General features: G+C 66.4%; 20 protein-coding genes. 9 read left to right on the forward strand and 11 right to left on the reverse strand.

Annotation, left to right across the window (positions count from 1 at the left end; translation table 11 throughout):
• Nucleotides 1-15: 15 nt before the first annotated feature.
• Nucleotides 16-1158: an MFS transporter gene (locus WD767_12660; protein ID MEX2616938.1), complete on the forward strand. Its 1143-nt coding sequence runs from the start codon at nucleotides 16-18 to the stop codon at nucleotides 1156-1158.
• Here the strand turns inward: WD767_12660 and rsmD are convergent.
• Together rsmD and WD767_12670 are read right to left on the reverse strand one after the other, a co-directional pair.
• Nucleotides 1129-1704, reverse strand: coding sequence for a 16S rRNA (guanine(966)-N(2))-methyltransferase RsmD (rsmD, locus tag WD767_12665; protein ID MEX2616939.1), 576 nt, complete (start codon nucleotides 1702-1704; stop codon nucleotides 1129-1131). The two genes, WD767_12660 and rsmD, sit on opposite strands and share 30 nt — an antisense overlap.
• Nucleotides 1685-2464: a pseudouridine synthase gene (locus tag WD767_12670; GenBank protein ID MEX2616940.1), complete on the reverse strand. Its 780-nt coding sequence runs from the start codon at nucleotides 2462-2464 to the stop codon at nucleotides 1685-1687. The genes rsmD and WD767_12670 overlap by 20 nt, the downstream gene beginning before the upstream one ends.
• 80 nt (nucleotides 2465-2544) lie before the next feature.
• Here WD767_12670 and WD767_12675 point away from each other — a divergent pair, with 80 nt between their 5' ends.
• A complete protein-coding gene (locus WD767_12675) occupies nucleotides 2545-2997 on the forward strand; it encodes a nucleoside deaminase (GenBank protein MEX2616941.1) in 453 nt (150 codons plus the stop codon).
• 8 nt (nucleotides 2998-3005) lie between these two features.
• Nucleotides 3006-3506 carry a GNAT family N-acetyltransferase gene (locus WD767_12680; GenBank protein ID MEX2616942.1) on the forward strand — a complete coding sequence of 167 codons (501 nt, stop codon included), beginning with the start codon at nucleotides 3006-3008 and terminating at the stop codon, nucleotides 3504-3506.
• 7 nt (nucleotides 3507-3513) lie between these two features.
• Here the strand turns inward: WD767_12680 and purD are convergent, their stop codons facing one another.
• A complete protein-coding gene (gene purD, locus WD767_12685; GenBank protein ID MEX2616943.1) occupies nucleotides 3514-4803 on the reverse strand; it encodes a phosphoribosylamine--glycine ligase in 1290 nt (429 codons plus the stop codon).
• Between the two features lie 67 nt (nucleotides 4804-4870).
• On the opposite strand from purD, the gene xseA reads away from it, so the two are divergent.
• The gene (gene xseA / locus WD767_12690; GenBank protein MEX2616944.1) at nucleotides 4871-6424 is read left to right on the forward strand and encodes an exodeoxyribonuclease VII large subunit; all 1554 of its coding nucleotides are present in this window, start codon (nucleotides 4871-4873) and stop codon (nucleotides 6422-6424) included.
• On the forward strand, nucleotides 6421-7227 hold the full coding sequence (locus tag WD767_12695) for a M23 family metallopeptidase (GenBank protein ID MEX2616945.1): 807 nt from the start codon (nucleotides 6421-6423) through the stop codon (nucleotides 7225-7227). The genes xseA and WD767_12695 overlap by 4 nt, the downstream gene beginning before the upstream one ends.
• Here the strand turns inward: WD767_12695 and lpxK are convergent.
• The 5 genes from lpxK to WD767_12720 form a co-directional block, all read right to left on the reverse strand.
• Nucleotides 7224-8198: a tetraacyldisaccharide 4'-kinase gene (gene lpxK / locus WD767_12700; protein ID MEX2616946.1), complete on the reverse strand. Its 975-nt coding sequence runs from the start codon at nucleotides 8196-8198 to the stop codon at nucleotides 7224-7226. The two genes, WD767_12695 and lpxK, sit on opposite strands and share 4 nt — an antisense overlap.
• Nucleotides 8185-9480, reverse strand: a complete 1296-nt coding sequence (locus WD767_12705) for a 3-deoxy-D-manno-octulosonic acid transferase (GenBank protein MEX2616947.1) — start codon at nucleotides 9478-9480, stop codon at nucleotides 8185-8187. Before WD767_12705 ends, lpxK begins: the two co-directional genes overlap by 14 nt.
• A 4-nt stretch (nucleotides 9481-9484) precedes the next feature.
• Nucleotides 9485-10243: a lysophospholipid acyltransferase family protein gene (locus WD767_12710; GenBank protein MEX2616948.1), complete on the reverse strand. Its 759-nt coding sequence runs from the start codon at nucleotides 10241-10243 to the stop codon at nucleotides 9485-9487.
• Nucleotides 10215-12035: an ABC transporter ATP-binding protein gene (locus WD767_12715; GenBank protein ID MEX2616949.1), complete on the reverse strand. Its 1821-nt coding sequence runs from the start codon at nucleotides 12033-12035 to the stop codon at nucleotides 10215-10217. Before WD767_12715 ends, WD767_12710 begins: the two co-directional genes overlap by 29 nt.
• Before the next feature lie 112 nt (nucleotides 12036-12147).
• Nucleotides 12148-12498: a hypothetical protein gene (locus WD767_12720; GenBank protein ID MEX2616950.1), complete on the reverse strand. Its 351-nt coding sequence runs from the start codon at nucleotides 12496-12498 to the stop codon at nucleotides 12148-12150.
• Nucleotides 12499-12755: 257 nt separating this feature from the next.
• On the opposite strand from WD767_12720, the gene WD767_12725 reads away from it, so the two are divergent.
• From WD767_12725 to WD767_12740, 4 genes are all read left to right on the forward strand, one after another.
• On the forward strand, nucleotides 12756-12971 hold the full coding sequence (locus tag WD767_12725; protein MEX2616951.1) for a hypothetical protein: 216 nt from the start codon (nucleotides 12756-12758) through the stop codon (nucleotides 12969-12971).
• 13 nt (nucleotides 12972-12984) lie between these two features.
• Nucleotides 12985-13842 carry a DUF4743 domain-containing protein gene (locus tag WD767_12730; GenBank protein ID MEX2616952.1) on the forward strand — a complete coding sequence of 286 codons (858 nt, stop codon included), beginning with the start codon at nucleotides 12985-12987 and terminating at the stop codon, nucleotides 13840-13842.
• Nucleotides 13843-14022: 180 nt separating this feature from the next.
• Complete coding sequence (locus WD767_12735) at nucleotides 14023-15927, forward strand: ABC transporter ATP-binding protein (GenBank protein ID MEX2616953.1); 1905 nt, start codon at nucleotides 14023-14025, stop codon at nucleotides 15925-15927.
• Nucleotides 15924-17807 (forward strand): ABC transporter ATP-binding protein, encoded by a 1884-nt coding sequence (locus WD767_12740; protein MEX2616954.1) that lies wholly within the window; start codon nucleotides 15924-15926, stop codon nucleotides 17805-17807. Before WD767_12735 ends, WD767_12740 begins: the two co-directional genes overlap by 4 nt.
• A gap of 12 nt (nucleotides 17808-17819) precedes the next feature.
• Here WD767_12740 and WD767_12745 read toward each other — a convergent pair whose 3' ends face one another.
• From WD767_12745 to WD767_12755, 3 genes are all read right to left on the reverse strand, one after another.
• Nucleotides 17820-18965, reverse strand: coding sequence for an NADH:flavin oxidoreductase/NADH oxidase (locus tag WD767_12745; GenBank protein ID MEX2616955.1), 1146 nt, complete (start codon nucleotides 18963-18965; stop codon nucleotides 17820-17822).
• Nucleotides 18966-19050: 85 nt separating this feature from the next.
• Entirely contained in the window at nucleotides 19051-20400 is a 1350-nt protein-coding gene (locus tag WD767_12750) for an NAD(P)-binding domain-containing protein (protein MEX2616956.1), read from the reverse strand.
• A 4-nt stretch (nucleotides 20401-20404) separates the two neighbouring features.
• Nucleotides 20405-21271, reverse strand: coding sequence for a TIGR03620 family F420-dependent LLM class oxidoreductase (locus tag WD767_12755; protein MEX2616957.1), 867 nt, complete (start codon nucleotides 21269-21271; stop codon nucleotides 20405-20407).
• Between the last annotated feature and the right edge of the window lie 3 nt (nucleotides 21272-21274).

The raw sequence follows: 21274 nt of genomic DNA on the forward strand, positions 1-21274 counted from the left end.
GGAGTTTGCACCCGCATGGTGCCGGTAATCCTCACCACCTGCGTCAACCTGATCGCGCTCGGCGTCGTCCTGCCGGTGCTGCCGTTCTACGTGACCGCCTTCGACGCGGGCCCGGAAATCGCGACGCTGATCTTTTCGGTTTTTTCGGCGGCCAGCCTGTTGACGGCGCCGGTCTGGGGCCGGTTGTCGGACAGGATCGGCCGCAAGCCGGTGATGCTGTTCAGCGTGGCCTGCACCTGCGTGTCCTATATCTGGCTGGCGCAGGCGGATTCGCTGTGGGAAATATTCGCCAGCCGCTGTTTCGCGGGGGCCACGGCCGGCTGGCTGACGGTCTCGCAGGCCTATATCGCCGATGTGACGACGGCGGATAACCGGGCCAGGGGGCTCGGCTTCCTGGGCGCGGCCTTCGGGGTCGGCTTCGTGATCGGTCCGGCGATCACCTTCGGCGTTCTGGGCGGCGGCGACAGTCTGGCGCTGCCGGCAATGGTCGGCGCCGGCTTCACCGCAATCGGTTTCGTGCTGACAATAATCTTCATCCGGGAGCCGGAACGCCGCGAGGAAGCGAACCTGTCGCGGTTCAACCTGGCCGTGTTCCGGGAGGCTTCGCTGGCGCGGATGTTCCTGGTCTATTTTCTCGTCTATCTGACATTCACGGGACTGGAGGCGACGTTCGCACTTTGGACGCTGGACAAATTCGGTTTCGGCCCCCGGGAGGTCGCGGCCTATTTCGTGTTTATCGGCGTTGTCGTGGCGATCGTGCAGGGCGGCATGATCGGCCCGGTCGTCAAGCGGCTGGGCGAAGCGCGGGCCGTGTTCGTCGGCGTTGTCCTGCTGGGGCTTGGTATGGGGACGCTGCCCTTCGCGGTAACACCGTATCTGGTGCTGCTGCCCTTGCTGCTGGTCGTCGTCGGGTTCAGCATTATCGGTCCGGCGATCCAGAGCCTGATGATCCAGGTGGCGCCGCAGGACGTGAAGGGCGGCGTCATGGGGTTGGCCCAGTCGACGGCCAGCGCCGCGCGGATCGGCGGCCCCGCCTGGGCCGGGTTCGTCTTCGCCGCGATAGGGGCGGACTCGCCGTATTTCATCGCCGGCCTGGCGCTGCTGCCGGTCGCCGTGATGGTCGTGCCGCTAATCCGCAGGATTCCGGCGGCGCAATAGCATGAACCGCGCCGCGCCATAGCGGCGCTCGTCGAGCGGTTCCAGGAAATCCGGCGGGGTGAAGCTTTCGCCGGCGCCGTATTCCACCACGATCAGGGTGCCGTCATGGAACCAGCCCCGGTCGTTCAGCGCGACCAGCGCCGGAACCGGAAGCGCCGCGCCATAGGGCGGATCCAGCAGGGCAAGGTCGACGGGGGCGCGCGCCGGGGGCGGGCTGGTGGCGTCGGCGTCGAGGATTTCGACAGAATCGCCCGCCCTGCAGGCGGAAATGTTTTCCTCCAGCGCGCGCCGGGCGACCCGCGCATTCTCGATGAAGGCGACATGGGCGGCGCCCCGGCTCAGGGCTTCCAGCCCCAGCGCGCCGGTCCCGGCAAAGGCATCGAGCACATGCGCGCCCGGCAGGCGCAGCCCTGTGACACGGGCGGCGCGGCCGTTTTCGAGGATGTTGAACAGCGATTCCCGCGCCCGGTCCGCCGTCGGCCGGACGGCCTTGCCCGGCGGCGCGGTGAGCAGCTTGCCGCGCAGCCTACCCCCGACGAGTCGCAATGCCGATTTTCTCCGCCGTCGCCTTGCCCAGCTGGTCGCGTAGGACATGGGTCGGCATTTCCTCCACGACTCCCCGCTCCAGCCCGCCGAGCTGGAAGGGGCCGAACGAGATGCGGATCAGCCGGTTCACTGTATAGCCGAGATGCGCCATGACCTTGCGCACCTCGCGGTTCTTGCCCTCGCGGATGCCGATGGCGACCCAGGCGTTGGCGCCTTCCTGATGCTCCAGTTTCGCCTCTATCGAACCGTATTTGATGCCCTCGACCGTGACGCCCTTGCTCAGCGCCTCCAGCTTCCCGACCTCGACCCGGCCATAGACCCGCGCCCGGTAGCGGCGCGTCCAGCCGGTCGTCGGCAGTTCCAGGTGGCGTTTCAGTTCCCCGTCATTGGTCAGCAGCAGCAGCCCCTCCGAGGTGATATCCAGCCGGCCGATGGGCATGACGCGCGGCATGCCCGCGGGCATCTTGTCGCTGACCGTCGGGCGTCCCTCGGGGTCGCGGGCGGTCGTGACGATGCCCGGCGGCTTGTGGTAGCGCCACAGCCGCGGCGGCTCGGTATTCGGCAGCGGCCTGCCGTCGACGCGGATGGAATTGAGGTCGGTGATGTTCAGGGCCGGCGAGTCGATGACCTTGCCGGCGACGGCGACGCGGCCCTCGGCGATCCAGCGTTCGGCATCGCGGCGCGAACACAGCCCGGCGCGCGCCATGATCTTGGCGATCCGGTCGCCCTTGGGGGTCGGTTCGGGGGTTGGCGTATTCATGGGGCGTCTGATACAGGCAATGGAGGGGCCGCGCAACGCTGCGATTGACCCGGATGAATCGGCGCGGCAGGGTGCGCGGCATGACAGGCGATTCCCATATGGCGCAGGCGCTGGCCGAGGCGAAAGCGGCGGCGGCGCGCGGCGAGGTGCCGGTCGGCGCGGTGCTGGTGGACAGCGTCACCGGCGCGGTGCTGGCGCGGGCCGGCAACCGGACCGAGGAACGGCACGACCCGACCGCGCACGCGGAAATCCTGGTCATTCGCGAGGCGGCGGCGAAGGCCGGGGCGGCGCGCCTGCCCCTGGCGGACCTGTATGTGACGCTGGAACCCTGCGCCATGTGCGCGGCCGCTATTTCCTTTGCCCGTATCCGGCGGCTCTATTTCGGCGCCTATGACCCCAAGGGCGGCGGGGTCGAACACGGCGCCCGGTTTTTCCTTCAGGATACCTGCCACCACGCGCCGGAAGTCATCGGCGGCCTTGCGGAATCGCAGGCGGCGGCGCTGCTGCGCGACTTCTTCGCGGCGCGGCGCTAAAGTAAATCGTGTTTGAAACGATTATATTGACGCTGGGGCCGGCGCCCGGACTGCTCGGCGATGTCGCGGCGATGCATGGCCGGTACTATGCGCGGGAATGGGGGTTTCCGACCTGTTTCGAGGCAATGGTCGCGCGTGAAATGGGCGACTTCCTGTTGCGGTATGAGCCGGCGCGGGACCGGATCTGCTCGGTTGCGGAACATGGTCGCATCCTGGGTTCGATCACGATAGACGGCAGCGATCCGGGCGCGGCGGAAGGCCAGGGGCATCTGCGCTGGTTTATCCTGGACGAATCGCTGGCGGGGCAGGGGCTGGGCGGGCGGATGCTCGGCGAGGCGGTCGAATTCGCGCGGAATGCGGGGCTGTCCTCCCTCTACCTGACCACGTTTCGCGGGCTGGAACCGGCCGGTACGCTGTATGCCCGTGCGGGTTTTCATGTTGTGTCGGAATGCACCGGCGAAACCTGGGGGCGGGCCGTCATGGAACAGCGGCTGGAAATGGCGCTGTAGCCGTCGGTCAGGCTGGACCGTTCCTTTCCCGCGCGACGGCGCGCCAGCCGATGTCGCGGCGGCAGAACCCGCCGGGCCAGTCGATCCGGTCTATCGCGGCATAGGCCCTGGCCTGCGCCACGGTGACGGTCGGGCCGATGCCCGTGACATTCAGCACGCGGCCGCCATTGGCCCGCAGCCGCCCCGCATCGTCCCGCGCGGTGCCTGCGTGGAAGACGACAAGGTCCCTGTCGCCCAACCCGTCCACGCCCCTGATCTCGTCGCCCCTGGCGTAATCGCCGGGATAGCCGCTGGCGGCCATGACGACGGACAGCGCCGAACCCTGCCGCCAGCGCAGGGCGAAGCTGTTCAGCACCCCGTCGCAGGCGGCGATCATGGCGGTGAGGATATCGGACATCAGCAGGGCCATCAGCACCTGGCATTCCGGATCGCCGAAGCGGACATTGTATTCGATCAGCTGCGGGTCGCCGTTTTCGATCATCAGCCCGGCATAGAGGATGCCCTTGTAGGGGCGGCCGTCGGCCTTCATGCCCGCGACCGTCGGCCGTATAATCCGCGCCATCACGGTTTCCGCCAGGGCGTCCGTCATCACCGGCGCCGGGGCATAGGCGCCCATGCCGCCGGTATTCGGGCCCTTGTCGCCGTCGAAAACGGGTTTGTGGTCCTGGGCGGAAATCAGCGGCAGGGCGTGTTCCCCGTCGCAGAGCGCGAAGAAGCTGGCTTCCTCGCCGCGCAGGAAGGCCTCGACCACGACTTCCGCGCCGGCATTGCCGAAGCGGCTGTCGACCATGGCGTCATCGATGGCGGCAATCGCTTCCGCGACCGTCGCGGCGACGGTGACGCCCTTGCCGGCGGCCAGCCCGTCCGCCTTGACGACGATGGGCGCGCCCTGCCGCCGGACATAGGCGCGGGCGGCTTCGGCGTCGGTAAAGCGGCCATAGGCGGCGGTCGGGATATTGTATCTGGCGCAGAAATCCTTGGTGAATCCCTTGGACCCCTCCAGCGCGGCGGCGGCGGCGCTGGGGCCGAAGGATTTGACGCCGATGGCGTCCAGCCGGTCGACGAGGCCCAGGACCAGCGGCCCTTCCGGCCCGACGACGACGAATTCGACGGCGTTTTCCTGCACGAAGGCGATCAGGGCCCCCAGGTCGTCGGCGGCAATCGGCACGCATTCGGCCTCCCGCGCGATGCCGGCATTGCCCGGGGCGCAATACAGCTTGCTGCACAGGGGCGAGGCCGCGATGGCCCAGCACAGGCTGTGTTCGCGGCCGCCGGAACCGACCACCAGAACTTTCATACTCTCCCTCCACGCGATGACATATCGAGGTATACTCAGGGACCCTACATATCACGCAGCCTCAGTAATGCCTGAAATTTCCGCCGAACCCGCGCCCAATCTTCCCGAATACTCCGTATCGGAGCTGTCCAGCGCGCTCAAGCGGACAGTCGAGGACGCCTATTCCTATGTCCGGGTGCGGGGGGAGGTTTCGGGCTTCAAACGCGCCGCTTCCGGCCATCTGTACCTGGCGCTGAAGGATGAGGATGCGGTGCTGGACGGGGTGTGCTGGCGCGGCGTTGCGGGGCGGCTGGCGGTCAAACCCGAAGACGGCATGGAAGTGATCGCGACGGGGAAACTGACGACCTATCCCGGCCGCTCGAAATACCAGATCGTGATCGAATCGATGGAGCTGGCGGGCGAGGGCGCGCTGCTCAAGATGCTGGAGGAAAGGCGTCGCAGGCTCGCCGCCGAAGGGCTGTTCGACGACGCGCGCAAGAAGCCGATTCCCTATCTGCCGGCGGTGATCGGCGTCGTGACCTCGCCGACCGGCGCGGTGATTCGCGATATCCTGCATCGGCTCGCCGACCGGTTCCCCCGCCATGTCCTGCTGGCGCCGGTCCTGGTGCAGGGCAATACGGCGGCGGCGCAGGTCGTGGCCGCTATCGAGGGATTCAACCGGCTGGCGGCGGGTGGCGATATCCCCCGGCCGGATGTGCTGATCGTCGCGCGGGGCGGCGGCAGCCTGGAGGATCTCTGGGCCTTCAACGAGGAAATCGTCGTGCGCGCCGTCGCCGCCTCCGACATTCCGGTGATTTCGGCGGTCGGGCATGAAACCGACACCACCCTGATCGACTTCGCATCGGACCGCCGCGCGCCGACGCCGACGGCGGCCGCCGAAATGGCGGTGCCCGTGCGGGCGGAACTGCTGCAGGATGTGATGGATGTGGCGCGGCGGATGGTCGGCGGCATGACGCGGCTGATCGACCGGCGGCAGATGCAGGTCGACGGGCTGGCGCGCGGCCTGCCGGATGTCAGCGGGCTGCTCGGCGTGCAGATGCAGCGGCTGGACGTGGCGGCGGAACGCTTCGCCAACGGGGGCGCCCGGCTGGTCACGCAGCGGCAGCAGGCGGTGGCGCTGCTCGCGGCGCGGCTGAAGAGCCCGGACCAGGTGATCGGCGCGGCGGCGAGCCGCGTGGAGAGCGAAGTCCGCGCCATGCAGGCGGCGGTCGCCCGGCTGCTGGGCCGCCAGGACGACAGGTTTGCCGGCGTCGCCGCGCGGCTGTCCGTCGCGCCGGTCAACCGCGCCATGCGGGACGGTCGGGAGACCCTCGACGACCTGTCGCATCGGCTGGCGCAGGGCATGCGCCGCCCGCTCGACGACGCCCGGGGCCGGGTGAACCAGCTGGGCGGGCTGCTGGAAAGCTATTCCTTCGAGCGCGTGCTGGAGCGCGGCTTCGTTGTCGTTCGCGATGAAAAAAACGAACCGGTCACTTCCGCGAAACGCACGAAGCCGGGAGACGTTGTGACGTTGCAGTTTGCAAAGAAGGAAAGGGCGCAAGCCGTGATATCCGGATCCGGCACAAGGCCCCGCACGAGGGCGAAGGCGAAACCGCCGGAAGAGCAGGGCAAACTGCTGTGAAGCTGCTCGGCATCCTGCTGCTGATGCTGGTCGCGCCTGTCGCCGATGCGCTGGAACTGCACGGGCGGATGACGCAGGGCGGCCTGATTCGCGGCAGGACCGAACCGCGCGCGGTGGCGATGCTGGATGGCCGGACCCTGCGGGTTTCGCCGAACGGCGATTTCATCTTCGGCTTCAACCGGGACGCGCCGCCGAAGGCGATCCTGTCGGTTCGCCTGCCCGATGGGACCGTGACCGAGAAGGTCCTGGACGTGACGCCGCGTGAATACGCGATCCAGCGGATTGACGGGCTGCCGGCGAAAATGGTGACGCCGCCGCCCGAAGTGCTGGCGCGGATCAGGGCGGAGAACGAAGCGATCGCCGCGGTGCGGAAAAGCGACCGCGACGCCACGCACTTCCTCGGCGACTGGATCCGGCCGGCGGACGGCCCGGTAACCGGCGTCTATGGCAGCCAGCGAATCCTGAACGGCGAGCCCCGCCAGCCGCATTACGGTATCGATTATGCGGGACCGGTCGGCGCGCCCGTGGTCGCGCCCGCGCCGGGCGTCGTCGTGCTGGCCCGGGACGATATGTATTACACCGGCGGCACGCTGATCCTGGATCACGGCCACGGGCTGACTTCCGCCTTCCTGCATTTGAGCAGGGTCGAGGTGAAACCGGGCGAAACGGTGGCGCGCGGCCAGCGTATCGGCGCCATCGGCGCGACGGGCCGTGCGACCGGCCCGCATCTGGACTGGCGCATCAACTGGTTCGACCGGCGGATAGACCCCGCCCTGCTGCTGTCGCCGCAGCCGGCGAATTAGGACCTGACGGCGCGCTTCAGCAGCGCGTCGATTTCCGCCTGGTCGCGCCATTCCAGGGTAACGCCGACCGTTTCGACCATGGCGCGCGCGTCCGGCGACAGGCGCGCGTAATCCTTCGCCGTCGTGACGGGGACAGCGCCCGCCGCGTCGGCGGTTTCGGCGATCCGCATGATTTCCTCCGGCGTATAGTCGTGGTGGTCGGCAAAGCCGTACCGCGCAACCAGGGTGCAGCCGAGTTCCTCCAGCGTCGCGAAGAATTTCTCCGGCCGGCCGATTCCGGCGAAACCCACGACCTTCCGGCCCGTCAGCCGCTCCGCCGATGGCAGGACGGCCAGCCGGGCCTGCAGCACCGGTACACCGGCGTTTGCCAGCGACGCCATGACGTCGCGCGTGTCCGGCGTCATGACGATGGCGGCGTCGGCGCGGGCCAGCCCCCCGGCAACGGGTTCGCGCAGGGGGCCGGCCGGCATCACCCGGCCATTGCCGAAGCCGTAACCGCCATCGATGACCAGCAGGCTGAGCGATTTGGCGAGCGCATTGTTCTGGAAGCCGTCATCCATCACGATCACGTCGGCGCCGGCGGCGATGGCGGCCTTCGCGCCGGCGACGCGGTCGCGCGCGACCCAGCACGGGGCGAGTTCCGCCAGCAGCAGCGGTTCGTCGCCGACCTCCCGGGCGGTGTGGCGCGCGGGATCGACCCGGACGGGACCCGCCAGCCGGCCGCCATGGCCGCGGCTGAGGAAATGGATATCGCGTCCCCGTTCGCGCAGCAGCAGGCCCAGCCCCAGGGCGACCGGCGTCTTGCCCGCGCCGCCGGCCACGAGATTACCGACGCAGATGACCGGCACCGGGGCCCGCCAGGGCGTTGCCAACCGGCGGCGAAGGCCCGAAACGGCGGCGAAGGCGCAGCCCAGCGGCGCCAGGAACAGTCCCGGACCGCCGGACCGCGTCCAGAATTCAGGGGCGCGCATCCGGTTCCTCGGCGGGCAGCGCGTCGATAAAGGGCTGAAGGTGTTCCATGACGCGGTCGACGACTTCGGCATTGGCCAGCGCGACATCCGCCGCCGCCCGGGCGACGGTTTCGCGCCGTAGCGGATTGTCCAGCAGCGCCTGCACCGCCGCCGCCAGCGACGCCGCGTCCGTGACGACCTGCGCGGCGTCGGCTCGGGCCAGTTGCTGCGCGACCGTCGTGAAATTCGCCATGTCCGGACCATGCAGCACGGCGCAGTCCAGCTGCGCCGCCTCCAGCGGATTGTGGCCGCCATACGCATCCATCGTGCCGCCGATGAAGGCGATGTCGGCCAGTCGGTAAAGCAACCCCAACTCGCCCAGCGTGTCCGCGACATAGATATCGGTCGCGGGCTCGATGTCGTCGCCGCCGGCCCGCCGCGCCACGCGGAGCCCGGATTTGCCGAGCTCCGCCGCGATGCCCGGGCCCCGCGCGGGATGACGCGGCGCGACGATGGTCAGCAGGTTCGGATACCGTTGCCGCAACAGGCGATCCGCCTCGGCGGCCAGGGCTTCCTCGCCGGGATGGGTGCTGGCGGCGATCCATCGCGGCCGCCCGTCCACCCGGGTCGCCAGGCGGCGCAGTTCGGGTTCCTCCGCCGGCAGGGCGGCGGCGGAGAATTTCAGGTTGCCGACGCATCGCACCGGGTCGGCGCCGAGGCGGCGAAACCGGTCGGCCTCGTCGTCGCTCTGCGCCAGACAGAGCCGGAAATTGCCGATGATGCCGCGGATGAAACCGGGCAGGAATTGCCAGTTGGCGACCGATTTCCGGGAGATCCGGCCATTGACCAGGATCGCGGGAATGTCCCTACTCGCGGTTTCGGATATCAGGTTCGGCCAGAATTCCGACTCGATCCACACGGCCATGTCCGGGTCCCAGTGGTCGAGGAACCGTCGAACCCAGGGCAGGTAGTCGACGGGGACGTACTGGTGAAAGCTTCGCGGCGGCAGCCGGTCGGCCAGAATGCCGGCCGAGGTTACGGTGCCCGTGGTCACCAGAATATGGAGATCGGTCCGGACCCGCAGCATCCGGGCGATCAGCGACAGGGCCGATTGCGCCTCGCCGACGCTGGCGGCATGCATCCAGACCAGCGGGCCATAGGGCCGCGGCCGCGAGGCAATGCCGCGGCGTTCGGGAAAGCGTGCCGAATCCTCCTTGCCGGCGTTCAGGCGCCGGCGCAGCAGGTGGACGATCAGCGGTGCGCCGAGCCCCGTGAGGCCGCGATACAGCGCCAGGCCGGTCACGCTGTCACCGCTTCGCCGGGGCGACCGGGGAAACGCCGTCGGGCGCAACGACCGGCTGCCCGGTGAGCCTGTCGGCTTTTTCCGTTACCGCGTTCAGCGCGTCCTCGATCCTCAGTCGCATGGTTTCGACCGTTTCCCCGTCGCGCTGCGGACCGGCTTCGATGGGCGCGCCCCAGACGAAGACGCCGCGCGAAAACGGAAGCGGCAGCACGAAGCGGTCCCAGCTTCCCAGCACCCTGCGGCGCGAGGTTGAAAAGGCGACGGGATAGACCGGCGCCCCCGTAAATCGCGCCAGCACCGCCACGCCGTCGCTGGCCCGCATGCGCGGTCCGCGCGGCCCGTCCGGGGTGATGGAGAGGATCGCATTGTCGCGCAGCGCCCGAACCGCGCTGCGGAATGCCGAGGCGCCGCCTTTCGACGTCGATCCCGCGATAACCGCGATGCCGAAGAATTTGACCGCGCGGGCGATCATGCGGCCGTCCCGGTGGTTGGAAATCATGACGGTGATATCCTGCGCCGCGCCGCCCAGCGCATACGGCATCATCGCCAGCCGTCCGTGCCAGAACGCCGCGATGAACGGGCGCCGTTCCCGGTTGCGCGCCAGCGGACCTTCCCCGTCGACGATGGTCCAGCGGCCGGTGCGCCACACGAGCCTGATATAGCACGCGACGATCCAGCACAGCGCGGACTGTGCGAGGGGATGGCCAAGAACCGGTCGCAAGGCCCGCATGGCGTCATGCGCCCACCCGAGCCGTCGCGGCATCGGGGTCCGTGACTTCCGCCGGTTCCGGCGCGAACTGCATGCGGCTCAACGTCGCATACAGGCCGTTCAGGGCGAGAAGTTCCTGATGGGTGCCCTGTTCCGCGACGCCGCCCCTGTCCAGGACATAGATGATATCGGCATCGATCACGGTGGAAAGGCGGTGGGCGATGACAAGGGTCGTTCGATTTGTCATCAGCCGCTTCAGCGCGGCCTGGACCTGTCGCTCCGACTGGGTGTCGAGCGACGAGGTTGCCTCGTCGAGCAGCAGGATCGGCGCATCGCGCAGCATGGCCCGGGCAATCGACAGGCGCTGCCGCTGACCGCCGGACAGGCGCAGCCCGCGTTCGCCGATCATCGTGTCATAGCCAGCGGGCAGTTCCATGATGAATTCGTGCGCCGCGGCGGCCTTTGCCGCCGCGATAACGGCGTCCTCGCCGGCATCCGGATCGCCATAGGCGATGTTTTCGCGGACCGTGGCGTCGAACAGGCCGGTTTCCTGGCTGACCAGGGCAGTCGACCGTCGCAGGGATTCAATCGTCACAGTGCGGATATCCTGGCCGTCGATGGCGATACTGCCGGCGGTGATGTCGTAAAACCGCAGCAGCAGGTTCAGCACCGTGGATTTGCCCGCCCCGGACGGACCGACAAGCGCGACCATCGATCCCGCCGGGGCATCGATGGAGACGCCCCGCAATGCCGGAATGTCGTCGCCATAGGAGAAATGAACGTCGTCGAACCGCACGGCGCCCCTGTCCACCGCCAGCGGCCGGGCGTCCGGGCTGTCGAAAATCCGCGGCTTGTTGTCGATCATATGGAAAATCCGCTGGGCTGCGGCGAGTCCTTCCTGGAGGCTCGCATTCATGGCCGCGAGGCTGCGCACCGGCTGATAGGCCATGACCAGCGCGGTCAGGAACGCGATCAGCTTGCCGACCGTCGTTTCGCCGCTCAGGACCTGATACCCGCCGAAGCAGAGGACGACAGCGATGGCCAGGCCGCCCAGGCTTTCCATGATCGGATAGGAACGGGAGCGCACGCTGGCCGCCTTGAGAATATACCGGTAGATCGACTCGAACATCGAATCCGCCCGGCGCTGCTCGTGGTCTTCCATGCCATAGGCCTTGACCTGGCGAATGCCCTTGAAGACGTCGTCCAGCAGCGCCGTCAGCGATCCCAGTTCGACCTGGGTATCGGCCGAAACGCGGCGCAGCCGCCGGCCGATATAAATGATGGGCCACAGGCTGACCGGAAAGACGAAGAACGCCAGCGCCGCCATCATCCAGTGCGTGTAGAACATCACGCCGACCAGCACGATCACGGTCAGCAGGTCGCGCACCGATGCGGTCACCGTCTTGACCACGGCTTCGCGCAGGAAGTTCACATCGTTGGTGAATCGGGAAATCAGCCGGCCCGTCGCGTCGCCATGCAGAAACGCCATGTCGGCGTGGATAATTCTGGCGAACATCTGGCTTTGCAACGTGGTGACCACGCGCAGGCCGACGGTCTGCATCAGGACGGACTGGCCGTAGCTGGCGCATCCCTTGATAACCGAAATCGCAAAGAACGCCAGCGGGATGATCCACACCAGTTGCGCATCGCCGGTGACGAGAACGCGGTCGAGCGCCGGTTCGATCAGCCGCGCCTGTCCGCCGGTCGCGGCCGCCACAACGACCATGCAGAGGACCGCGAGCAGGATCTTGCCGGTATGCTGACGCACGTATTCGCGCCAGATCCGGCGCACCAGCGCCCGGGTCGATTCATCCAGTTCAAGTTTCCGCCGGGAGCGCTTCGCCAATGTCAGGCCATCCTGTTTGCACTGGCGCAGATATAACATGCAGGGGAATACAGGGCTATTGGCGTGCTCTGTATCGAACGCTTTTCGTGCGTTCGTTTCATCACGACGTGTTTTACCGTGATTCCAGCGGCGCTGCGGGCTTGCCCTCGGATTGCCGCGGAACATATCCGAGGCTGCGCAGGCAGTTTTCGTACAGCGATTGCTGGTACTGCCTGGCGTCGCGCCGGGCGATATCGGTTGCGATCGACTGCCGACCGAAGACGCCGACCTGGCCGCGGTCGAGATGCTGCGTTTCCAGTTCGAAATCCCGTTCGGCCCGGCGCTTTGCTTCGCTGCGGCAGGCGGCGGTATCGCGGGACCAGGCGGCGTTATCGTCGCCGGCGGGACGGGACCAGTGCCCGACGGGTTCCGGCGCGCAGGCGGCCAGAAGGGGAATAATGGCTATCAGAATGCTGCGATGCATGCGCGATGCTCCCTTTCGGTGTGGCGGACGGGCTTGCAATTTCGGAAACGATGTTGATATAACCCGCACCATGTGCCTGCAATCTCATATCGGGTCCCGCATCCGAATTACCACCCCGGTCCTCGTAGGGGATCGGACGGGTGGCGTTCGTCTTGCGGTATCGATAATTGAGGTTGCACATCATGACCATAAGCAGATTTGATCAAACAGGGCCCGTTGCGTGTTTTTCGGTGACCGCGGTTGCGGATCCGGGCGCGTTGCCGCGTATCCTTGAACCGTTCGCCAAGCGCGGCCTCGTGCCTGCGCAGATGAACGTGACCCGGGCGGGTTCCGGCGATGGCGGACTATGCGTCGAAATCCGGATGACGGACATGGAACCGTCCCTGGCCGCCTATATCGGCGAATGCCTGCGCGCGATGTTCTGCGTCGAAGAGGTCTTCGTTTCGGAATCGCGGCGCCGGAAGGTCGCCTGACGCACGGGGCGCGATGAGCTACCTGGACCATATAAATGCGTGCAACAACGCCGACCTGTCGCAGTTCCTGCCCTTCGTGACCGGCGCGCAGCGAATCGGCTGGCTCGACCGGTCGTTCGCGGCGCGACTGTCGGCCTGGCCGGACGTGTTCGTGACGAATCCGGAACAGATTGGCCTGTCGCCCGCGTTTGGCGATTTCGCATCGCGCAGCGCGGCTATGGACGGGGTTCTGCGCGAACTGTCGGCGGCGGGCGAGGTGACCGGCTGGCGCGACGAAGCCTATCCGGTCATGCGGAACTGGCGCGATGCGCCCCTGTTGCAGATGGAGCGCGCGGCCTGCCCCCGGTTTGGCGTGCGGGCCTGGGGCGTACACATGAACGGCTATGTCCGGCGCAACGGCGCGCTTTTCCTCTGGGTGGCGACCCGCGCGAAGGACAAGCCGACCTTTCCCGGCATGCTGGACAATATGGTCGCCGGCGGCCAGCCCATCGGTATCGGCACGCGCGACAATATCATCAAGGAATGCGCCGAAGAGGCAGGAATACCGCGGGAACTGGCGGCTTCGGTGCGGCCGGTGGGGGCCCTGTCCTATTGCCACCAGGCGGGCGATACGCTGAAACCTGACCAGATATTCTGCTACGACCTTGAACTGCCCGGCGATTTCACACCCGTGAACCAGGACGGGGAGGTCGACCGGTTCGAATTGTGGCCGATTGAGGATGTCGCGGCGCGGATCCGGGATTCCACCGATTTCAAGTTCAACTGCAACCTTGTTATCATGGATTTCATGATACGCCATGGCGTGCTGACGCCGGAAAACGAACCGGATTACATGGCCATCGCCCATGGTCTCCACCGTTCGGCGGACTGACCGGGGGCGGTTGGCCCGAGACGGGATATTGTCACGGCCGGGCGCATGTCCTACATGCCTTGTTTGTGGCGATGTGCCGCATCGTCTATTCTGCCCTTAACCCGTTCCGCATCTTGAAGGACCGTGAGGGTGATGGCCGCGAATATGCGACCGATTGCCTTGTCGCGGGAAGCTGTGTGCATGACAGAGAGCGAAGTATCGCAAAAAAACCGGCCAGGTGATCAGAAACCGCGCGGCGCGGTGCGGGCGTATGGCGGGTTCTCGGTCGAGGACGAGCGCGGGTTCGCCAACGATACCGCGACCCTGATGCGAATCCTGCGGCTCAGCTTCCGCTACAAATGGCGCCTGTCCGCCGCCATCGCGGCAACCCTCGTCGCCGCGGCCTTCCAGCTGATGATTCCGCAGTATCTGGGGGCGGCGGTCGACAGCGCCCTTGGCCTGCTGGGCGAGGGCGTGGCCACGCCGGAGGAAGCGGAGGCCGCGCTGTGGCGCACGGCGGCAATCCTGCTGGGCGTCTCGGTTATGCGCGGCGTCTTCACGCTGATCCATAACTATAACGGCGAGGCGCTGGGCCATCTGGTCGCCTATGACCTGCGGCGGGAATTCTACGGCAAGCTGCAGCAGCTCAGTTTTTCGTTCCATGACCGGGTCCATACGGGCGAGCTGATCACGCGCGGCATGCTGGACCTCGAAGGGGTCCGGATGTTCATGAATACGGCGGTGCTGCGCGTTTTCCTGCTCAGCGTCCTGATCGGCGCCGGGACCTATCTGCTGTTGTCCATCGATGTTTCGCTGGGTCTGCTGAGCCTGAGTTTCGTGCCCTTCGTGGCCTGGCATTCGTCGGTAACGCGGCTCAGGCTGCGGGGGTTATGGCTGTCGCTGCAGGACCGGATGGCCAATCTCGGCCGGGTCATGGACGAAAACCTGACCGGGATTCGCGTCGTGCGGGCCTTCGGCGCCGAACCCCATGAGATGCGCAAATACGACGAAGCCTCCGGCGAGGCGATGGCGCTGGCGGATGAGCGGATCAGGGTCCGTGTGTCGTCGGTCGCGGTCATGACCTTCTCGTATTTCGTGTCCATGGGGCTGGTGCTGTGGGTCGGCGGGTTGCGGGTCATCGACGGCAGCATGACGGTCGGCACGCTGACCGTCTTCCTGACCTTCATCACGATTCTGCAACTGCCGGTGCGCCAGCTGGGCATGGTGGTGAACTCCATTGCCCGCGCCTCCACCTGCGGCGCGCGGCTGTTCGCCGTGCTCGACCTGGAGCCGGCGATCCGGGATGCCGCGGATGCAAAACCGCTGGACCTGTCGGACGGGGCCGTTGAATTCCAGGACGTTTCCTTCGCCTACCAGGGCGAGGGCGCGCCGCCGGTGCTGAACGGCGTGAGCTTTCGGGTCGAACGGGGCAAAACCCTCGGCATCGTCGGGCCGCCGGGCAGCGGAAAATCGACCGTCGCACATCTGCTGCCGCGCTACTATGACGTAACGGGCGGCCGAATCCTGATCGGCGGCCAGGATATCAGGACCGTGACCCTGTCCTCGCTGCGCGATGCGGTGAAGGTTGTCCAGCAGGACCCGTTCCTGTTTACCTCGTCGCTGGAAAACAACGTCGCCTATGGCGACCCCTGGGTCGACGACGAATCGATTGAGCGGGCCGCGTCGCTGGCGCAGATCGACGGGTTCGTGAACCAGTTGCCGGATGGTTACCGCACGCTGGTGGGGGAACGCGGGGTGTCGCTGTCGGGCGGACAGAAGCAGCGGCTGGCCATCGCCCGCGCCGCCATCCTCGACGCATCCGTCATGGTGTTCGACGATGCGACGGCGGCCATCGATGCGGGGACAGAGCGCCGGATCCGGCAGGCGCTCAAGGCCCATACGGACAAATGCGCGACCATCATCATTTCGCACCGGCTCGGCGGATTGCGCCATGCCGATGAAATCGTCTTCCTGGAAGCCGGGCGCATCGTGGAGCGCGGCACGCATGAGTCGCTGGTGGCGTCGGGCGGGCGCTATGCGGCGCTGTTCGCCCTGCAAAGCCGGACCAGCGACGACCAGGCCCTCGAAGGAGTAGTAGCGGAGTGACGGTCCCATTCGATACCGCGACGCAGGAACGGCCGCCCCGGGCGGTCGTGGGCTCGCAGATCAGCCATGACGAGGAAATGTTCGGCGCGGCGTTCGACGGCCATGTGATCCGGCGTTTCTTCGCCTATGTCCATCCCTACAGGAAGCGGATCTATATCGCGCTGCTCGCGGTCCTCGCCTTCACCGGCGCGCAGCTGGTGATTCCCCTGATCATCCGCTACGCCATCGACAACGCGCTTGTATCCGACAGCGCCAGCGTGTCCCTGCTGGGGTTCGCCGTGGCCGCGTTCGGCGCCGCCATCCTGCTGAGCTACGCGTCGAACTGGGTGCAGGACCGTATCGTCGGGCTGACCGGCGAGCGCGTCATCTTCGATCTCCGCCGCGCCATGTTCGCGCATCTGCAGAATGTGTCGCTCAGCTTCATGGACCGGACGGAAATCGGCCGCATGATGTCGCGGCTGCAGGGCGATGTGAACTCGCTGCAGGAATTCCTCGAAAACTCGATCACCGTCGTGGGTGACCTGGTGCTGCTCGTCGGCATCATCGTCATCATGCTGTCGCTCAACTTCAATCTCGGGCTGGTCACGCTGTCCGTCGTGCCGGCGCTGCTGATCGTTCGGCTGATCTGGCTGCCGCCGGCCCGCCGGGCGTTTCGCCGGGCGCGGGAAACCAATTCCATCGCCAATGGCGCGCTGGCCGAAGGAATCCACGCGGTCCGCACCGTGCAGGGGATGGGACGCGAGGACGTCAATTTCCGGCTGTATGACGACAAGGCGAAGGAAAACCTGTTCGCCCATCTGCGCTCGGCGAAATTCGCGCAGATCATGGTGCCGATCGTCGATACGCTGACCGGCGCCGCGATGGGCATCGTGGTCGTGGTCGGCGGTACGCTGGTGCTGGAGGACGCCCTCGATGTCGGCGTGATGGTGGCCTTCCTGTTTTATGTGCAGCGGTTTTTCGATCCCATTCGCTCGCTGACGATCCAGTACAGCGTCATGCAGCGGGCCATGGCCTCCGGCCAGCGCATTTTCGAGGTGCTGGAAGTCCCGCTCGCCATTACCGACAAGCCGGACGCCATCGACCCGGAAACCATCGAGGGCAGTATCGCCTTCGAAAACGTGACTTTCGGCTATGTGCGGAACCAGCCGGTGCTGAAGGACATATCGTTTGAGGTCAGGCGCGGCGAAACCGTGGCGCTGGTCGGGCCGACGGGATCGGGAAAGACCAGCATCACCTCGCTGATCCACCGGTTCTACGAAGTCTGGGACGGCGCGGTCACGATCGACGGGCGCGATGTGCGGGACTACACCAAGGCGGCGCTGGGCCGCCATATCGCCATGGTCCTGCAGGACCCGTTCCTGTTCACCGGCACGATTTTCGACAATATCTGCTACCGGACCACAGGCGCGACCCGCGCGGATGTGGAAAGGGCCGCAAAAATCGTCGGCGCGCACGGCTTCATTTCGCAACTGCCGCGGGGCTATGACACCGTGCTGGACCAGCAGGGGCGCAACCTGTCGCTGGGCCAGCGGCAGCTCATCAGCTTCGCCCGCGCGCTGGTCGCGGATGCGCGGATCCTGGTGCTGGACGAGGCGACGGCCAGCATCGACAGCTATACCGAGCGCGAAATCCAGATCGCGTTGAAACGGCTGCTGGAAGGCCGCACGGGGATCGTGATCGCCCATCGGCTGGCCACCATCCGCGGCGCCGACCGGATCATCGTGCTGCAGGAAGGCCGCATCGTCGAAACCGGCGCCCATGAATCCCTGCTGGAGCGGAACGGGTTGTATGCGCGGCTCTATGCGCTCAACTACGCATCCTTCGACGATATTCCCGACGACGAAATCCGCGAGGCGCTGGCCGCGCCGGCCACGACGTAACCCGCTTCGCGTTCAGTCGCGGTAGGTCGACGGCGTGAAATCCTGAACGGCACTGTCGCGCTTTTCCAGCCAGTAGCGTTGGGGCGGCGGCACCGTGTCGAAGGGGTTGCCGACGCCCAGCTTGCGCGCCGCATCCATCGGCCAGTTCGGATTGTACAGCGCCTCGCGGGCGATCGCGATCAGGTCCGCCTTGCCCTGGTTCAGGATTTCCTCGGCATGGTCGGGATGCACGATCAGCCCGACGGCCATGGTCAGGATATCGCCGTCGCGCTTGACCTTGTCCGCATAGGGCACCTGGTAGCCATAGGTGATGGGGCCGGTATCGACGACCGGCGCGCCGCGCATGCCGCCCGAGGAACAGTCGATGACATCGACGCCGAGGGGTTTGACGATGCGGGCCAGGGCTGCGCTCTGGTCCGGGCCCCAGCCGGCGTCGTCCTCGACGGACAGCCGCATGAACAGGGGTTTTTCGTCCGGCCAGACGCGGCGGATCGCCCTGACGACCTCGGTCGCGAAACGCATGCGGTTTTCTTCCGATCCGCCATATTCGTCGTTGCGCCGGTTGGCGAAGGGCGACAGGAACTGGTGGATCAGGTAGCCATGCGCCGCGTGGATTTCCAGCACATCGAATCCGGCGGCATCGACGCGGGCGGCGGCCTGTCCCCAATGTTCGATGACCTCATGAATTTCATCGATGCTCAGCGCGCGGGGGACCGGATCGATGTCATTCGCGGCCTCCGCGCTGGGCGCGACCAGTTCCCAGGCGTCCCAGTCCCTGACCTCCGGCTGCGGCGTCAGCGGCCTGCCGCCTTCCCAGGGCCGGAACCGCCGCGCCTTGCGGCCGCTATGGCCAAGCTGGATCGCGGGCACCGCGCCGTGTTGCCGGATGAAATCGGCCAGCCGTTTGTAATGCGGGATGAAATCGTCGTGCCACAGCCCGGTATCGCCGACGGTGCCGCAGCCCCGTCGCTCCACCTTGGTCGATTCGACAAAGACCAGCCCGGCCCCGCCGGCGGCGAACCGGCCCACATTCATCAGGTGCCAGTCCGTCGGATAGCCCTCGACGGCGGAATACTGGTGCATCGGCGCGATGACCACACGGTTTTTCAGGGTGACGCCGCGAATCTGGAGCGGTGAAAACAGCAACGGGTCGGCCATGGCTGGACTTTCTGCATGTTGGGAGAAAAAGGAAATCGACTTTAGCGACAGAGACGCTTCCGGCAAAACACTCTGTTGCAGGGTGTCAGCGGCGCCTTCGCCGCGCCTCGCGCAGGGTGCGCTTCAGGGAACCGAGATAGGGGACGTGCTCCTCCTCGATCGTATGGCGGGGCGAATCCCGGTAGTTGTTTTTGACCCAGTGCTTGTGTTCCGCGATGGCGGTGCGCATTTCCGCTTCGCCGGGCAGGACCGCGTTGCCCAGTTCCATTTCCCGGATCCAGCGGGCCTGGTGCTCGAAGACCATATTGAGCGCCGTATCCGTATTGAACATGCCCATGAAATACAGCCCGGGCCAGCCCGGCGGCACGATGCGCTCGTACAGGTCGATCGCATTGTCCCGGATCGGTACGACCTCCGGCGAGAGGAAGGGCAGGTCGATCAGATAGCCGGTCGCGGCGATCAGCGTATCGAATTCCTCCGCCGTGCCGTCGACGAAGTGGATCGTTTTGCCCTCGATTCTTGCGATGCCCTGTTTCACCTCGATTCGGCTGTAGGCGATGTGATTGACGACGGTGGCGTTGCTGGTCACATGGGCGCGCTCGGTCAGCGGCCTGAAGCCCAGATCGGTCATGCGGCCATGCACCAGGAAGGTCAGCCACCGGGTCAGCTTGCGCCGCAGGAAACCGGGTATCCAGGGCCGCTGGATCTTGCGCGTGATATCGGTGAACGGGATGCCGCAGAGCAGCTTGGGCAGGATCAGGACCCCGGAGCGCGCGACCAGCACGGTGCGGGGCGAGGTGACGCAGATATCGCTGACGATGTCGCAGCCGCTGTTGCCGACCCCGACCACGCAGATCCGCTTGCCGACGAAATCTTCCGGCTCCCGGTAATAATGGGAGTGGACGTATTCGCCCTTGAAATTGTCCCGGAATTCCGGGATGTGCAGCGGTTCGGTCAGGTGGCCGGTCGCGACGATGACCGTATCGAATTCCGCGGTCTCGCCATCCGCCGTTTCCACGGTCCATTTCGGCGCGTCCCGGCCGGGCGTGAATTCCGGGCGGATATCCGTGACCGTCGCATTGAAGCGGATGCGGCGGCGCAGGTCGAAATGGTCCGCGTAGGATTCCAGATAATTGTGCATGTCCCGATGGTCGGGAAAATCCTGCACGTCCGGGGCGAAGTCCAGGTCGCTGAACCGCGTGACGTTCCGCGAGGTGTTGATATGCAGCGTGCGGTAGGCGGAGGATCGGTTGTTGTCGTTCCTGTAGCACCACATGCCGCCGATTTTCGTGCCGATCTCGAACAGGGTGACGTTTTCGAATCCGGCCTCGGTCAGGTATTTGGCGCAGCAGATTCCCGCCGCGCCGGCGCCGATGATGGCGATGCGCTTCGCCGTCGCGGCAGTCGCGGTTTCTGCGGTTGCTGCATCCGTCATGGCGTTATCGCGGCGCCAGGGTTTCCAGGGCTTTCCAGTCCGGCGCGGCGCCGCCGTCGGGGTTTAGCGGCTGAATGCAGACATGGGTCGCCCCGGCGTCGAAATGCGCCTTGATCCGCGCCTCGATGTCGGCGGCGCTGCCCCAGGCGACCATGGCGTCGAGGAAACGGTGGTTGCCGCCGCCGGAAAGCTCGTTTTCGGAAAAGCCGCAGCGCAGCCAGTTGTTGCGATAATTGGGCAGCGTCATGTAGCGGCTCAGCCCCTGGGCGGCCACGTTCCGCGCCGTGCCCGCATCGCCGGTCAGGCATATTTTCTGTTCGATGCAGAGCCAGGCATCGGGGCCCATGATCTCGCGCGCCCGCGCCGTGTATTCCGGCGTCACGTTATAGGGCAGGGCGCCCGAGGTCCGGTCCCGGGACAGGGCCAGCATGTTCGGACCCAGCGCGCCGATCACGATATTCCGCGCCGGCGCGGAAATGGCGATATTGGCGGCGTCCATGGCGTCGATATAGGCGCGCATCGTCGTCACCGGCTTGCCGTATTGATGGCCGCGCGCCCCTTCGACCAGCGGCATGTGCGACACGCCAAGCCCCAGCACGAAGCGGTCGTCATACAGCGTGTTCAGCGTATTATGCCCGGCCATCGCCGACAGCGCGTCGCGGGCGTATATATTGGCGATACCGCTGCCGACGGCCAGCGTTTCGGTTTGCGCCAGCAGGTAACTGCCCAGCGCCATCGACTCGTAGGACGTCGATTCCGGGTACCACAGGACGCCGTAACCCAGTTTTTCGACGGTTTTCGCCAGTTCCGAAATCTGTGGCCGGGTCAGCGCGTTGCATGAATGCCAGACCCCGTATTTGCCCATTTGCATGAT

The sequence above is a fragment of the Alphaproteobacteria bacterium genome (assembly GCA_040905865.1).
Taxonomy (GTDB): Bacteria; Pseudomonadota; Alphaproteobacteria; order UBA8366.